Annotated in this window: 16 protein-coding genes; 5 read left to right on the plus strand and 11 right to left on the minus strand. The window is 70.3% G+C overall.

Annotated features, from left to right (window positions below):
- The first annotated feature begins 85 nt into the window (after positions 1–85).
- On the plus strand, positions 86–2530 hold the full coding sequence (locus ACZ31C_RS27780; RefSeq protein WP_465797781.1) for an ATP-binding protein: 2445 nt from the start codon (positions 86–88) through the stop codon (positions 2528–2530).
- A gap of 58 nt (positions 2531–2588) precedes the next feature.
- On the opposite strand, the gene ACZ31C_RS27785 is transcribed toward ACZ31C_RS27780, so the two are convergent.
- The 3 genes from ACZ31C_RS27785 to ACZ31C_RS27795 all read right to left on the minus strand — a co-directional run bounded on the left by ACZ31C_RS27785 (position 2589) and on the right by ACZ31C_RS27795 (position 5706).
- The gene (locus ACZ31C_RS27785; protein WP_465797782.1) at positions 2589–4094 is read right to left on the minus strand and encodes a cellulose binding domain-containing protein; all 1506 of its coding nucleotides are present in this window, start codon (positions 4092–4094) and stop codon (positions 2589–2591) included.
- A gap of 56 nt (positions 4095–4150) precedes the next feature.
- Positions 4151–4333: a hypothetical protein gene (locus tag ACZ31C_RS27790; protein WP_465797783.1), complete on the minus strand. Its 183-nt coding sequence runs from the start codon at positions 4331–4333 to the stop codon at positions 4151–4153.
- Between the two features lie 404 nt (positions 4334–4737).
- A complete protein-coding gene (locus ACZ31C_RS27795) occupies positions 4738–5706 on the minus strand; it encodes a zinc-dependent alcohol dehydrogenase family protein (RefSeq protein ID WP_465797784.1) in 969 nt (322 codons plus the stop codon).
- Between the two features lie 72 nt (positions 5707–5778).
- On the opposite strand from ACZ31C_RS27795, the gene ACZ31C_RS27800 reads away from it, so the two are divergent.
- Together ACZ31C_RS27800 and ACZ31C_RS27805 are read left to right on the plus strand one after the other, a co-directional pair.
- Positions 5779–6249, plus strand: a complete 471-nt coding sequence (locus ACZ31C_RS27800; RefSeq protein WP_465797785.1) for a winged helix-turn-helix transcriptional regulator — start codon at positions 5779–5781, stop codon at positions 6247–6249.
- Positions 6250–6345: 96 nt separating this feature from the next.
- Complete coding sequence (locus ACZ31C_RS27805; RefSeq protein WP_465797786.1) at positions 6346–6840, plus strand: phosphotransferase; 495 nt, start codon at positions 6346–6348, stop codon at positions 6838–6840.
- A 5-nt stretch (positions 6841–6845) separates the two neighbouring features.
- On the opposite strand, the gene ACZ31C_RS27810 is transcribed toward ACZ31C_RS27805, so the two are convergent.
- The gene (locus ACZ31C_RS27810) at positions 6846–7637 is read right to left on the minus strand and encodes a LytTR family DNA-binding domain-containing protein (protein ID WP_465797787.1); all 792 of its coding nucleotides are present in this window, start codon (positions 7635–7637) and stop codon (positions 6846–6848) included.
- Positions 7638–7904: 267 nt separating this feature from the next.
- Here ACZ31C_RS27810 and ACZ31C_RS27815 point away from each other — a divergent pair, with 267 nt between their 5' ends.
- Complete coding sequence (locus ACZ31C_RS27815) at positions 7905–9059, plus strand: acyltransferase family protein (RefSeq protein WP_465797788.1); 1155 nt, start codon at positions 7905–7907, stop codon at positions 9057–9059.
- Between the two features lie 139 nt (positions 9060–9198).
- On the opposite strand, the gene ACZ31C_RS27820 is transcribed toward ACZ31C_RS27815, so the two are convergent.
- Positions 9199–9606: an ATP-binding protein gene (locus tag ACZ31C_RS27820; protein WP_465797827.1), complete on the minus strand. Its 408-nt coding sequence runs from the start codon at positions 9604–9606 to the stop codon at positions 9199–9201.
- 201 nt (positions 9607–9807) lie between these two features.
- On the opposite strand from ACZ31C_RS27820, the gene ACZ31C_RS27825 reads away from it, so the two are divergent.
- Positions 9808–10161, plus strand: a complete 354-nt coding sequence (locus ACZ31C_RS27825; protein ID WP_465797789.1) for an STAS domain-containing protein — start codon at positions 9808–9810, stop codon at positions 10159–10161.
- Between the two features lie 14 nt (positions 10162–10175).
- Here the strand turns inward: ACZ31C_RS27825 and ACZ31C_RS27830 are convergent, their stop codons facing one another.
- The 6 genes from ACZ31C_RS27830 to ACZ31C_RS27855 all read right to left on the minus strand — a co-directional run bounded on the left by ACZ31C_RS27830 (position 10176) and on the right by ACZ31C_RS27855 (position 14553).
- Positions 10176–11432 (minus strand): PP2C family protein-serine/threonine phosphatase, encoded by a 1257-nt coding sequence (locus ACZ31C_RS27830; protein ID WP_465797790.1) that lies wholly within the window; start codon positions 11430–11432, stop codon positions 10176–10178.
- A 69-nt stretch (positions 11433–11501) separates the two neighbouring features.
- The gene (locus ACZ31C_RS27835; protein ID WP_465797828.1) at positions 11502–12470 is read right to left on the minus strand and encodes an NAD(P)-dependent alcohol dehydrogenase; all 969 of its coding nucleotides are present in this window, start codon (positions 12468–12470) and stop codon (positions 11502–11504) included.
- Positions 12471–12484: 14 nt separating this feature from the next.
- Positions 12485–12751 carry a hypothetical protein gene (locus tag ACZ31C_RS27840; protein ID WP_449949116.1) on the minus strand — a complete coding sequence of 89 codons (267 nt, stop codon included), beginning with the start codon at positions 12749–12751 and terminating at the stop codon, positions 12485–12487.
- Positions 12748–13029 carry an ArsR/SmtB family transcription factor gene (locus ACZ31C_RS27845; protein WP_465797791.1) on the minus strand — a complete coding sequence of 94 codons (282 nt, stop codon included), beginning with the start codon at positions 13027–13029 and terminating at the stop codon, positions 12748–12750. The genes ACZ31C_RS27840 and ACZ31C_RS27845 overlap by 4 nt, the downstream gene beginning before the upstream one ends.
- A 222-nt stretch (positions 13030–13251) precedes the next feature.
- Positions 13252–13824 carry a GNAT family N-acetyltransferase gene (locus ACZ31C_RS27850; protein WP_449949101.1) on the minus strand — a complete coding sequence of 191 codons (573 nt, stop codon included), beginning with the start codon at positions 13822–13824 and terminating at the stop codon, positions 13252–13254.
- A gap of 45 nt (positions 13825–13869) precedes the next feature.
- Positions 13870–14553, minus strand: a complete 684-nt coding sequence (locus ACZ31C_RS27855; protein WP_465797793.1) for a DivIVA domain-containing protein — start codon at positions 14551–14553, stop codon at positions 13870–13872.
- Between the last annotated feature and the right edge of the window lie 194 nt (positions 14554–14747).

Raw genomic sequence — 14747 nt, forward strand, 5'->3', positions numbered from 1 at the left:
CGTATACGAGGGATCCGCTGATCGTCACTGACGTGCGAGCATCGACACCGGTACGTGCGTGCGGGCGTCGGGTGGTTGGGGGAACATGCCCACAGGTCAGGTACAGCATGACCAGTTCGGGAACCTGCTCAGGGCCCTCCGTCTGGAGCGGGGGATGACCCAGGAAGGGCTCGCCGAGGCGGCCCGGTCCAGTGTCCGCGGTATCCGGGAGATGGAGCGCGGCCGGGTACGCAGTCCGCAGCGCCGCACGGTGGAGCTGCTCGCCGATGCCCTGCGACTGGGCGGGGTGGACCGGGACCGCTTCGTCGCCTCGGCCCGGGCCGCTCGGCAACCATCAGACCCGGCCACCGGGCCACCCGACCGCCCGACGCCGCAGCACGGCACGATGGTGCCGTCCGGGCAACCGGCAGTGGTCGTACCCGGAGAACTGCCCGCCTCCGTTCCGGACCTGGCCGGCCGGGCGGAGATCCTGGAACGCCTCTCGACGGTGGCCCACGACGTGGCCGCCGGGCGGCCGGACACCGCCTCGGTGGTGGTGCTGTACGGGCCTCCCGGGATCGGCAAGACCAGCCTCGCCGTCGCAGCCGGACATCGACTCAGCCCGGCCTTCGCCGGTGGGCAACTCTTCGTCGACCTGCAGGGCGTCTCGCCGGACGGACCGGTCGACCCGGCCGAAGCCCTGGCCGGACTGCTGCGCTCGCTCGGCGTGCCGGACACTCGGGTGCCGGTGTCACCGGCCGAACGGGGCGGCCTGTTCCGCACCCTCACCCGGGACCGGCCACTGCTGGTGGTCCTGGACAACGCCGCGAACGAGGCCCAGGTGCGCCCCCTGTTACCGGCCGGACCGGGGTGTCTCGCGCTGGTCACCTGCCGACGTCCGTTGACCGGTCTCGCCGGTGCGCTCCGCCAGCCGCTCGACCTGCTCGACCCGGCAGCCGGTCGACAACTGCTCGCGGCGATCGTCGGGGCCGACCGGGTCGCCGCCGAACCGACCGCCGCCGACCAGCTCGTCCACCTCTGCGGTCGGTTGCCGCTGGCCCTGCGGATCGCCGGCAACCGCCTGGCCAGCCGGCCCCAGTGGTCAGTCGGCTGGTTGGTGGACCTGCTCCGCGACCAGCGTCGGCGGCTGACCGTGCTGACCGCCGGCGACCTGGGCGTGCGCTCCGCATTCGAGGTGTCCTACCGACAGATGGACCCGAGGACCGCGCAGGTGTTCCGGCGGGCCTCGCTGATCCCCGGCGCCGACTTCGCACCCGGGCTCGTCGCCGCCGTGGCCGGCTTCGACGAGGAGGCTGCGGCGGCGGCCCTGGAGGAGTTGGTCGAGGCCGGTGTCCTCGTCGCGACGGGGGACCGGTACCAGTTCCACGACCTGGTCCGGCTCTATGCCCAGGAACGCCTCGACGCCGAGGAGGACCAGTCCTGCCGGACGGGGGCGCACGAGCGGATGACCCGCTGGCTGCTGCGGCGCACCCGACAGGCCGGTGCCATGTTCGAGCCGGCCGGCTGTCGGGCCGACTCTCCGTTCGTCAACGATCGGGCGGCGGCGTCCTGGTTGGACCGCGAGTCCGGCAACTGGCTGGCGGCCCTGCGGGACGCGTCCCGGTGCGGTCGGCACACCGAGGTGGTCGCGGTGGCCCGAGCACTGCACTGGTACTCCGACGCCCACAGCCACCGTCACCCCTGGGACGAGATCTTCTCGCTGGGGGTGGCCGCCGCCCGAGCCGTCGGCAGCCCCCGCGACGAGGCGGTTCTCCTGAACTTCCTGGGCTGGGCCCGGTACTTCTGCCGGGACCGCAACACCGACGGGCTGACCGCCCTGGGACGGGCGCTGGAGCTCGCCCGGCGGATCGGGGACCGCCGGGAGGAGGGGTGGGCGCTGACCTACACCGCCGTGATCTTCATCCGGACCGGTCGGGCCGGGTGGGCTGTCGACCACTGCCGCCGGGCCGTGGGCCTGTTCCGCGAGGTCGGGTACGCCCTCGGCGAGCACAGCGCGGCGAGCGTGCAGGGTGGGGCGCTGGCCGCGCTCGGCCGGTTCGCCGAGGCGGCCGAGTTGCACCGCGAGGTCTTGGCGTTCTACGGCCGGGGCAACGGGCTCAGCCGTACCGGCGCGGCGGTGGCCGGCGCCGGGGCGATGATGAGTCTCGGGGCGGACCTGGCGGGGTTGGGCCGCTGGCGAGAAGCCGCGAACGCGTACGCCGACGCGCGGCGGGTGTTCCACGCCTTCGGCGCGACGTTCAGCGAGGCCAACGCCATCCGCCAGTACGGGCTGGCCCTTCAGGCGTTGGGTGAGGCCGACGCGGCGAGTGAGGCGTTGCAGGCGGCGCTGGCGCTGTACGCCGCGCTGTGCTGCCCGTGGTGGGAGGCACAGACCCTGTACGCGCTCGCGGCGGTGGCCGACGTGGATCCGGCCCGGGCTGTCGAGGCCGACCTGCTGCGCCAGCGGGCCCTGGACCGGTGCGGCGAACTGGACGCCCCCGAGGTACGGACCCTTCGCGCCACCCTGCGGCGGGAACTGGCACGGGCCTGACCGGACACACACCGGGCCCCGCCGACGATACGGCGGGGCCCGGTACCGGTGAACAGGGTCAGTTGCAGGTGGTGCCGTTCAGGGTGAAGGGCGCCGGGGTGGCGGGCGTGCCGTTCGCGGTGAAGCCGATGTTGACGGCGCCACCGGTCGGGATGGCCGCGTTGTGGTTCTCGTTGGTGACGGTCACCGCCGCGCCGGTCTGCTGGAAGACGCCGTTCCAATGGCCCTGGACGAGCTGCCCGCCGGGGAAGGACCAGCCCAGCGACCAGCCGTTGACGGCCGGGCCGTCGTTGTAGACGGTGACGCTGGCGGTGTAGCCGGTGGACCACGAATCGGTGACGACGAAGGAGACCCGGCAGGTGCTGACGATCGCCGTCGCCGGCACGATGTTGCCGTAGTCGTCGCGGGCAGTGGCGAAGTCCTGGAACCCGAAGCCCGGGCCGGCCGACCGGGTGGTGGTGCCGGCAGCGAGCACGGTGCCGTTGGCGTTCACGGCATAGACCGGACCACCGCTGTCACCGCCCCGGGCGGCCTCGTCGCCGTCGAGCTGGGTGGCCTCGACGAGATCCTCGATGTCGTCGTAGTGGAAATCGACCCGCAGGTTGCAGACCGGACCGCCGAGCTCACCCGCCGAGGTGTACCCGGACTGGCACAGCAGCTGGCCGGGGTACACCTCGGTCCACCCCACCACCTGGGCGCGTACCTCGTCGTGCTGGCCGCCGACATAGAGGTGGTCGCCCGGTGAGGACGTCGAGATGATCATCGTGTCGTGGTCGTCGTTGCTGTCGACCGCGTAGCCGACCAGCGTGCCGGTGTTGGTGCTCGTGTTCCATCCGACGTGCCACGGCGAACCGATGGCGCCGCAGTGCTCGGCGGTGAGGACGTACCCGGCGTTGGTGTCCGCGTTGCGCACGCCGAAACCGGCGGTGCACCCGGGGGTGGTGAAACCGATGCCCGAGCCGCCGTCGAACGGCGCCGCGTCGTTGGCCCGTGACCGCTCGACCATGCGGTCACGCTCCACGAAGCTGGTCCGCACACCGGTGGCCGGCAACGTCGGCCGCGTGACGCCGGGAGCGTCCTCCACCGCGACCTCGATGCCGGCGCCGTCCGTACGCACTCGCACCGCGTGGACCGCGTCCGCCGGATCGGCCTCCACCGCCCGGGTGATCCTGGCCGCCGCCGTTCGCAGCTCGGCGCGGGAATAGGCGGCGCGGGTCACCTCGACCGGCGCGATCCGGCGGGCGGACGTCACGGCGGCGACGATGTCGGTGGGCACCGCACCCTTCCACCACAGGGCGACGTGGTCGTCGACCAGCCCGATACCGGCGTAGCCGCGTGCCGGTGCGCGGTCCACCGCGGTGCGGATGACGTTGGCCGCGTCGACCAGCGGCGCCTGGGCGACCATCCGGTCCAGGGTCGGGGCCGGGATCAGGTCGAGGATGGACGCGGCGGCCTCCGGCTCGCCGGTCTGCGAGTACGCGGAGGCGGGACCGTTGATCGCCGTCGCACCGACCAGTGCCCCGACGACCACCGTACAGGTGATCGCTTTCCGAATGCGTGTCATGACAGTGAGTCAAGCGGCGTTCGATGGTCCGAGACAGGCAGGACGCCCGGCAGGAGTCAGCCTGCCGGGCATGTGCCGGTCTCGGTGGCCGCGAAGCCGAGCACCTGTCGCCGGGTACCGCCGGCCGACTTCATCACCGCGAAGTCGGTGCGCCGCCCGTATCCCGCCATGGCAATGCTGTCCGTCAGTCTGGCGTCGGTCTTGTACTCCTGCGGCGCGAACTGCTCGGCGTTCTGCAACCGGGCTCACCGACGTCCGGATGCCGCCGGGCAACGCCAACGCCGCGGTCGGACAGGTCGCGGCTGGGGACGAGCTGTCCGCCAGTACAGCATCGCTCGATCCGGGATCGAGTGGTTATCGCGGCGCTTGGATACCACTCGATCCCGGATCGAGCATGATCTTGCCGCCGACCGCGCGCGGTCTCGGCTGTGGGGATCGCCTGGTATCTGGACGCCGAACCCTCCGGCATCACACGCCGGCAGCCTCGCGGGCCGTCACCGACGGCGACTGTCGGTCGTCCTTGCACCGTGTGGCCGCCCCCGCCCGTTCGAACTTCTCGCGATCGGTCTACTGGTCCGGCAACTGCGGATCGAACAGCCAGTTCCCGGTATCGGTCTGAGAGCAGCGCTGGCATGGTCGGTTTCTAGACCGTGACGACGATCTTCTTCCCACCGTGCAGCCCTTTCTCGAGGTGGCGGTGTGCCTCGACGACACCGTCGAGGGTGAACATCCTGTCGATGGCGGGTCGCAGTGCGCCGAGGCGTACACCGGCGTTCAAGAAGGCCGCCATGCGCTTCACCACGACGGCGTCGAGGGTGTGCTCGAAGCTGCGGTAGCTAAAGATGGTGAGCGGTGTGCCGGCCGGAAAGGGAGTGGGCCGAGGGTCCAGAAAACCTGCGGCGATCAGCGTCCCGCCCGGACGGGCCGCCTTCACGAGATCCTGCTGGCCAGGACCCATGACGACGTCGAGGACGATGTCGGCACCGGCTGCGCCGGTGTGGTGGCGTACGGCGTCGGCGACGTCGTCACGGTCGGTGGCGATGACTGCGGCGGCACCGGCGGCGAGCAGGTCGTCCCGCTTCGCGGTGTGCCGCGTGACGGCGATGGGCACGGCGCCGATCTGATTGGCGATCTGCATCGCCGCCCGGCCGACGCCGCCGGACGCGGCAGTGATGAGGACGTGGTCGCCGGGCCGCATGCTCGCCTTCTCGACGAGCGCCCCATAGGCAGTGGAGAACGCGACCCAGATCGCCGCCGCCTCCGCAACGGCGAGCCCGGCCGGCCGGGCGACGACCCGGCTCGCGGGGACCGTGGTGTATTCGGCGTAGCTGCCCCGGACGCTCGCGTCCGCAACGGCCGTGAGGATGACCGGGTCGCCGATCTCCAGCCCGGTGACCCCGGAGCCCAACGCGTCGACGACGCCGGTTCCCTCCACACCGAGGCGAGCGTGCGGCAGGGTGACGACTGCGGGAAGGGCGCCGGACCGCATCATCTGGTCCAACGGGTTGACGGCAAACGCTTCGATCCTGATCCGGACTTCGCCGGCCGCAGGCGGGCCGACCGGCTCCTCGACGACGTGCATGACATCCGGCCCGCCGACCTCGTCGAACACAACGATTCGTGGCATGGTGACTCCTCCGCATCCGGTGCTGGCCTTCGTGCTCACGGAAGACGCTACGGAGGCGTGAGTTACCTCCTGGTACCTTCGATTTCCATGCAGAACGCGGCTGGACCGTCCTTCCTCGCCGACTGCCCCACCCGCCTGGCGGTCGAGATCATCTCCGACAAATGGGCCGTGCTCGTGATCTTCGGGCTCAGCCTTCAGCCCCGCCGACACGGTGAGCTCGTGGACCTCATCGGCGGCATCTCGCGGAAGGTCCTCACCCAGACGCTGCGCCGGCTTCAGCAGTACGGTCTGGTCGAACGTCAAGCCGAAGCGCCACGGCGGGTCGAGTACGACCTCACCGACCTCGGCCGAACTCTCGTCGAACCCGTCGAGGTCCTGACCGCCTGGGCACGGGACTACGGCGGGGCCATCGCCGACTTCCAAGAGACGGCGCAAGCCACCGCTCCTGCTCGGTCCGCCGAGCGTGGTCTGGCTCCGCGACGTGCAGATGGCCGCCGCGTTCTCAGTCGCCGGTCCGAGCCTCGCTGACGCGGACGTTCGATCCTGTCGATCGATAGGGGTTTCGGAGACGCTCGACAAGGATGGGGGAGTGAGCGAGGGGCAGCGTCTTGCGGGTGGGAACGGGTGAAGCGGTTCCATGCCGCCGTCGCGAGCTTCGTTCCTCCGCCGGACGCGGTGTGGCGTGAGGGAGGGACCTGGCGGCCAGGTCTGATCGTCGGCCACAACGACGCCGCGCCCTACAACGCGACCTGGAGCGGCGGACGTCTCGTCGGCTTCTTCGACTGGGACCTCGCCGCACCTGTCACGCCGGAGTGGGACCTGGCGTTCACCGCCTTCTCCTGGGTGCCGCTGCACGCCCGGCACGTGGTGCGGGCGGAAGGATTCACCGCCTTCGCGGACCGGCCACGACGGGTACGGCTGTTCCTGGACGCCTACGGATGGGACGGCTCGGTCGGCCAGTTCATCGAATTCGTCCGCGACCGCGTCAGCGCCTCCGCCCGGGGCGTCCGACACACCGCGGCAGCCGGCGACCCGGCCTACCAGCAGATGATCGAACACGGCATCGACGTGGCGTTGGAGACAGCGGTGAAAGAGCTGGCCGACTTCCCGGACGCGTAGCCACGCTACTGCGGGGAAGCGTTGTTGGGCAGGGACAGCCGGTCGCGGTAACGCCGGGAACCCTTGACAGTCGTGCCGTCGGCAAGGTGGATCTCCACGTCGCCGCTGCGTGTCGGGCGCACCTCGATGATCTGTTCCCGGTTCACCAGCCGTGAACGGTGGACGCGGACCACGTCGACCTTGGCGCTGTGCAGTTGCTGTTCGAGATCGTTGAGCGTCGTCCGCGGCAGGTAGGACTTCCCGGCGGCCATGACGTCGACATAGTTGCCGCTGGCCTGTGCCCAGGAGAAGTCCCGTGCACGGAGGTGGATCGTGTGGCCCTGGGATTTCAGGGTGAGTCGGCCGCTCTCGCGTGCGTCGGCCCGTGCCGCCGCCGCCTCCTGCCGACCGAGTTCGATCTGACGGGAGAGCGTCAGGAGCCCGGTGATGACGATGAAGAGAAACAGGTCCTTGCGGTACTCGTAGAGCAGATCGGTCAGCGGGTCGACGAAGAATGTGTACGCCTTACCGGTCGCCAGGGGAATCAGGACCGTGCGTAGACCAACCATGATTCCGACATGGGCCAATGAGAACGGCACGCTCGCCGCGAGCAGCCCCGCGCCATGCCGCAGCATCATTCCCGACACCAAGGGGACGCGGCGTTCCAGGGCGGAGACGGCGGGAACGAGCAGCAAGGCCCCGACCACGCTGGTCATTTCGAGCAACCACGGTTCAGCCCACTGGATATCACCAGTGGAACGCCGAGCATCGGTGACGAGTGTCATCGCGTTGACCGCCGCCACCAACGGGAACGTCACGACACAGATCAGTGCGACGCGTACCCAGGTCCGACGCTCCAGCTCGTGGTCCTGCCCACGGGAGGTGCTCACCGAGGGGCCCGCCACTGCGCGGCGTCGGGGAGATCGTCGCGCTGCACCACTCGTCCCTGACCGGCGGTGCGAGTCCGCCACTGGTCCCGGCCGTCCGCCGCCCGTCCCCGCCGGGTTTCGACCCCTCCGTCGGTGTGCCTAGCGTGCGAGGTACGACCCGAGGTGATGCGGCCCCCGTTGGAAAGTTGCGATGCGATGACCTCCACCAGATCTCCCCGTCGTCATGACCTGGACTGGTTGCGCGTCCTGGCCTTCGCCACCCTCATCCTCTACCACGTGGGAATGTTCTATGTCACGTGGGATTGGCACGTGAAGAGCGACCACATGTCGCCGCAGCTCGAACCGCTGATGTCCCTGGTCAATCCATGGCGGCTGGCGTTGCTGTTCTTCATCTCCGGGGTGGCGCTGCGATTCCTGCTCGACTCCCGAGGGCCGCGCGCGGTGGCCTCGGACCGGATCGACCGGCTGCTGCTTCCCCTGGGATTCGGCATGCTCGTGGTGGTCATGCCGCAGGCCTACGTCGAACTGCGCGCCAAGGGTGAGATCGAGCCGGGACTGCTCGGGTTCTTTCCCCGATACCTTTCGCCTTTCGAGTCCTTCTCCGTAATCACACCGACCTGGAACCATCTCTGGTTCCTCGCCTACGTGCTGGTCTACAGCCTGCTGCTGGCGGCCTGCCACACGCGGATGAGTCGGGTGCGCGCCCGGATGGGCCCGGCGGCGGCAATGATGCTCAGACGCACTCCGTGGCTGGTACTGGTGGTGCCGGCGCTGCCCGCCATGATCTACGCGATCGTCCTCGATCCCGCCTTCCCGCCGACGCACATGATGATCAACGACTGGGCCACCCACGCGCACAGCCTCACCATGGTGCTGCTCGGGTGGTTCGCGGCCAAGAGCGCGACGTTCTGGTCGGCGATCCGGGCCTGTCTGGTGCCGGCGCTGCTGATCGCAGTCGGTCTGGGCGCAGCGCTGTCGCTGTCCGCCGGTGGCGACACCGGCGGGCCTGGGGCACTGTTCGCGGTGACGCAGGAGGCCTACGCCTGGGCGGTCATCGCCTCGGTGCTGGGCCTGGCGCAGCGATTCCTGGCACGGCCGTCACGGGCGCTGACGTACGCCACCGAGGCGGTGTTGCCGTGGTACATCCTGCATCAGGGCATCACCGTCGTCCTGGGGTACGCGTTCCTCGACAGCACCGTGTCCCTGTGGATCGAGGCCTCGGTGATCCTTCTCGGCACCCTGCTCGGTTGCGCAGTGCTGCACGAACTGCTGATCCGACGGGTCTCCTGGATCCGCCCGCTGTTCGGACTCAAGCGCAGGGACAATCCGGCCCGTGCCGCGACCCGGTAGCTCGTCGCGGCCGCGTGAGCGGAGGCCGCCACCCGAGCATGTCCCGGCGTTTGCCGGCGACGTCCAGGAAGACCACGACGCGGCCGTAGGGCTCGGTGCGCGGTTCGCGCCGGCCGACGAGCACCTCAGCCCCGGATCATCACGTGACGGGGGCCGGCATCGTGCTCAGGTGTTTGGTGAGGCGGAGCAGAACTCGGCCGGGTTCCGCGTCGAGGAAGGCAGCGGTGTCGGCGAGGGCGCCGATCAGGGGCAGCCCACGGCCGCCGACGGTCAACGGATCCGGCAACTCGGCGGCCAGCCTCCCGGCGTGGGGAGTGTCGCCGCGATTGCCGACCTCGATCAGGCACTCGTGACCGTCGATGAGAATCGTCACGTCGACGGTGCTGCCGCTGTCGGCGTGCAGCACCGCGTTGGCGCAGGCCTCGGACATCATCACCGCGAGGTGATCTCGAGGTTCCTCGCCGGCGTCGGTGAGGCTGAGCAGGGTGGTCAGCACGTGGCGGGCGCGGGTCACCGAGGAGGGTTGCCGTGGCAGCGACAGCCTCATGGTCACGTGCATTCCCGCAGCTCCCTCTCGGCCGTCGGCTGGCCGCGTCGGTGTGCCGTTGCCCGCACCGACTGTTGATCCACCGTACCCGGGGCCGGTCTGCCGAAACGGCCGAGGTGCCGCCTCGACCTGTGGCCGTCTCCGGTGGTTTCGCCGCCGGGCACATAGGCTGGGGTGCGGATCGCGTGCGAGGAGGTCGTGGTGAGTCTGCAGGTGTCGGCCCGGTCGGGTCAGGGGTGCACGGTGGTGGAGGTGCAGGGTGACCTCGACATGGCGACCTCCCCGCAGCTGCGGGACACCCTGCAGAAGCTCATCGATTCCGGTGACCGGCAGGTGGTGGTGGACATGACCGAGGTGGGGTTCATGGACTCCAGCGCACTGGGCGCACTGGTGGTGACGTTCAAGTCGTTGCGCGAGGTCGGTGGACGGCTCAGCCTGGCGGCGGTGCAGCCCGGAGTGCGCCGCGTGCTCAGCATCACCTCGGTGGATCGGGTGATCGACATCTACGACGACGTACCGACCGCCGAAGCGACGTACCCGCCTTCGGCGGTGTGACGGGCCGACAACGGTCAGTCGGACAACGCCGCGCTGGCACGCTTCGAGTCAGCGCCGGCGCTGGCGATCCGGCCGCGCTGGTGTCCGCCGTACCAGTCGAGGACCAGCAGCGTCGCGTCGTCGGCCAGGGTGGGTCCGGCTACCTGGAGCACGGCGTCGGCCAACGCCCGGACGGCCTCGCGTGGGTGCAGGTCACCGAGCGTCGGCAACACCGCTGGGAGGTCCAGGCCGGCGGCGTTGCGCTCCAGCATGCCGTCGGTGACCAGGACCAGGCGATCGCCGGGCTGCAGCGTGATCTCCTCATGGTGGTACTCGGCGTCGGCGAACATGCCCAACGGAAGGTTTCCCGGCAGCCGCACCGGCTGCGTGGTCCCGTCGCGTACCAGTAGTGGCGGGACGTGTCCCGCGTTGAGCAGCGCGCAGACTCCGGTGCGGAGGTCGAGGCGCCCCAGGACCGCGGTGACGTAGCTGCCGCGCACCACGGCGTGTTCGGCCACCGCGGCGTTCGCGACGTCGGCCTGCTCGACCAGACCGGCGGGGCGGCGGCGGGTGTTGCGCAGGCTGCCCACCCCCAGGGTGGCGGTCAGGGCGCTGGCCACCCCGTGGCCCATCGCGTCGGTGACGCTGAAGTGCAGGACATCGCGGCCCAGGCTGTAGTCGAAGGTGTCGCCGCCGATGCTGGCAGCCGGTTCCAGCCAGCCGGACAGCGTGAACGCACTGGCCTCGCAGGTGAACGAACTCGGCAGCAGACGACGTTGGATCTCCGCGGACAGCGTGAACGGGGTCGTACGCTGTCCCCACTCGAACAGATCGGTGTGTCGCCGGTTCGCGATGACCACGAACGCCAACGCGTGCGCCGTACGGGTGATCTCTCCCAGCGCCTGCGCACCAGGCTCGCTGGGCAACGTCATCTCCAGCAGACCAATGGCCTCGCCACGGTCGGTCACCGGTGCCAACACCGTCCAGTCGTCGGCCTGCCTGGTCACCTGCACCGTCTGTGTCCGCAACGCCTGCTCTGCGGGACCCCCGTCGAACGGCTGCACGGTGGCGACCTCGTCGCCGTGGCGGCGGTCGCCACCCGCGTCGCCGAACGGCATGTGAGCGAGTCGCACCAACGCCCGACCGCTCAGATCGGTGATCAAGAACGAGACCGTCGACGCACCGAGCGCCGCACCGACCTCACGGGTGACCGCCTCGACGGCCTCTACCGGTGAGGCATCCTCCGCCGCGTCCAACAGACCGGCCAGTACACGTCCCTGACTGCTCTCCACCCCCGAATCTTACGGAACCACCCCGCCGACCAGCACCGCGCGGCGAGGGCGGCGGCGCCGGGTGACGGCTCACAGGGTGATGACCACCTTGCCGCGTGCGTGCTCGTCGGCGAGGTACTGGAATGCCTCGGCGGTCCGTCCGAGTGGATACGTACGGTCGACGACCGGCGCGAGACTGCCCGCGTCGACGAGGTGCGTCAGCGCCAGCAGGTCGGCCCTCCGGCCGATCGACGAGAGGGGTCGTACCGGACGCCGCCGCAGGAAGGGCGCGGTCAGCATCGTGGTGAGGTTGCGTTCGAACCCGCCCAGCAGTGGGCCGCCGTTCTCCACCCCGACCAGGACGAGCGTTCCGGTCGGGGTGAGGAGTCGGCGGAGCCGGTTCACCGGGTGGTCACCGATCAGGTCGACGATGACGTCGAAGCGCTGTCGACTCTGGGTGACGTCCTCGCGGGTGTAGTCGATGACGTGGTCGGCGCCGAGCGACCGGATCAGATCGACCTTGGTGGTGCTGCCCACGCCGGTCACCTCGGCTCCGTACGCCCTGGCGATCTGGACGGCGAAGGTGCCGACTCCGCCGGCGGCGCCGATGACGAGGACCCGCTGTCCGGGCCGGGGGCGGGTCCGGCCGTCGAGGGCCTGCAGGGCGGTCATGCCGGAGACCGGTACGGCGGCGGCCTGCGCGAACGTGAGCGTTGCCGGCTTCGGGACGAGGTTCTTCGCCGGGATCGAGGCGAACTCGGCGTACAGGCCGGTGCCCCAGCCGAGCACCTCGTCACCCGGTGCGAACTCGGTGACGGCGCTGCCGACGGCATGCACCTCACCGGCGCCCTCGGTGCCCGCGACCCGGTGTCTCGGCGCGCGGGGTCCGACGACGCGGACCGCGTACGGCCGTCCGGCGAGCAGGATCCGGTCGCCCCGGTGGATGCCGGCGGCCCGGACCCGTACCAGGACGTGGTCCTTGCCGGGTTCGGGCCGCGCGACGTCGCGCAGGGCCAGAGTGTCCGGGGTGCCGTAACGCTCCTGGGTGATGGCCTTCATGGTGGCCGCCGCGCTCATTCCACGGTCCGCAGGATCTGCTCGATGGAGGCGGTGCGGGTCCGCAGCTCGGAGACGTCGGCGGCCACCCGTTGCTGGGCGTCCAACGTGTTCTCGGCCAGTTTCTCGTACCGGCCCACGAGCTGCCGCAGCTCCTCGTCGCGCTGGGCGTCGATCCGGTTCTTGCGGAATTCGAGGACGGTGGCGGCGGTGCCGCCGAGGATCAGGAAGGCGAACAGCAGCAGACCGAGTACGAGGACCGTCGCGGGCCAGGTCTGTGTCATCGGGAGCGCTCCTTCGGTGCCGGACCCGTCGTGGGTTCGAAGCTGGTGAGGGTCTGTGCGGCGGCGACGAGCGCCGACGCGGTCAGGTGCAGGTCGAACTCGGTGACCTCGTAGTACTTCATGGCCTTGCCGTCGTCGGACAGCTCCAGGCTGCCGGTGATCAGGCCGGTGGCTTCCAGCCGTTGCAGGTGCATGTGCACCAGGGTTCGGCTCACGCCGATCTCGCGGGCCAGGTGGCTCACGTAGTCGCGGCCACCGGCGAGTTTCGCCGTCAGCATCGCTGCCGCGGCATCGACCTGCGCCGGCCTGGCCGCTGTCCTGATGCGTCTGGCGCGACGTCAGGCCGGCCTTGATCGGCCGAGGTACCCGACACCCAGACCGACACACGACGACGATCAAGGAATCCGCTCGTCCTGACTTGACACCCACCGTGAGGAGCTCGCGGGCGAGGCCGACGGCAGCCGGCCGGAAGCGAGCGAGCAAACACCGAGGGCAGGTCGTCAGCGCAGGTCGAGCCGCATGAGCACGCGCGGGAAGCCGGCGAGTACCGAGGTGGTGTCGGCTGCCTTGACGAAGGCGGCGTGTTCGAAGACGGCGCGTGTGCCGACGTAGGCCATGGTGAGGTCGACCTTCTGACCGCGATTGTCGACGGGATAGCCCTCGACCGCCGGCGCGCCGCGTTCGCGGGCGAAATCGACGGCGCCGGCAAGCAGGTGGTGCACGATGCCCCGCTTACGGTGGCCCGGCCGGACCCGGAAGCACCACACGCTCCACACATCGAGATCGTCGACGTGGGGGATCCGTCTGGTGCCGGCGAAGCTGGTGTCGGCGCGCGGGTGTACCGCCGCCCACCCGACGGGCTCGTCGCCGTCGTAGGCGAGCACGCCGGGAGGGGGATCCATCCCGACGAGTTCACGAACGCGCTCGCCGCGCATCGGCCCACGCAGTTGCTGGTTCGCTTTCGCGCCGATGCGGTAGCTCAGGCACCAGCACACGTTCGCGTCCGGCCGCTTCGGGCCGACGAGGGCCGCGACATCCTCGAACACGGTCGCGGGACGTACCTCGATCTCCATGACACCCACCCTGCCACCGCCCACCGACACCGCCGACCCTGCCGCTCAGTCGGAGCCGGTGCTGTCCTTGCCCAGCTCCGCCGACAGCCTCTTCAGGTAGGCGTCGACCTGCGTCATGTCGTACCCACGGAGGGCGATGGGGAGGTCCCCGCGCGCCGCCTCGACCTCCGCGCGAACGGCGCTGCGCCGAGTCGGCAGATCGGTGGCGAGTGCCTCCTCGCCTCGCCCGATCAGATCATCCACCTGACGCTTCTCGTAGCCGCGCAACGCGATGTCGAAGCACGGCGAAGCAAGACCTTCCTCGTCCTGCCGTGCATCGGTGAAGCGGTCACCGCCGAAGCGGGCCAGGGCGGCTGCCGTCTCGTCCGGTGACTGCCGCACGTCGGCCAGATCCAGCACGATCAGGCCCCGAAGGCCGGCTGCGGAACCGCGACGGCCCGACGCCGTCCCGATGGTGCTGCCGGCGGCCGGCACCAGCATCAACGAGGGGAGTGGCGACGTACTGGCCCCCGCTCCCGGTGTCGGCTGGAAGAGGACGACCGCCTCGATCTCGCTCCACGGCACCAGCCGATCGAGACCGGCGACCCGCAGGTCCAGCCCGTCGGCGGTGATCCGGAACCGGAACGGCCTGAACGCGGCGGCGACGGCCGTGCCGCCCACGAGCAGCGCGGCACCGGCGAGGATCCACGTGCCGACGCCGGGCGACGCCGTCCCCAGCAACAGGAACACGCCGAGGGCGAGAAGCAGTACGCCGAGCGCCGACGAACCCGCTTCCTCGTCAACTCCATTGCGAGACCTCGATTCACGAGATGGCCGTGGAGAGCATCGCACGACCGCACCTCGCCAGTCACCAAGATCCCGTGCGGAAGTCCGTCCTGTGCCGCCACCCTCCCGTCCCGTACGGGAGTCCGCTGGTCGTGCGG

The organism is Micromonospora sp. NPDC023869, from assembly GCF_055559695.1.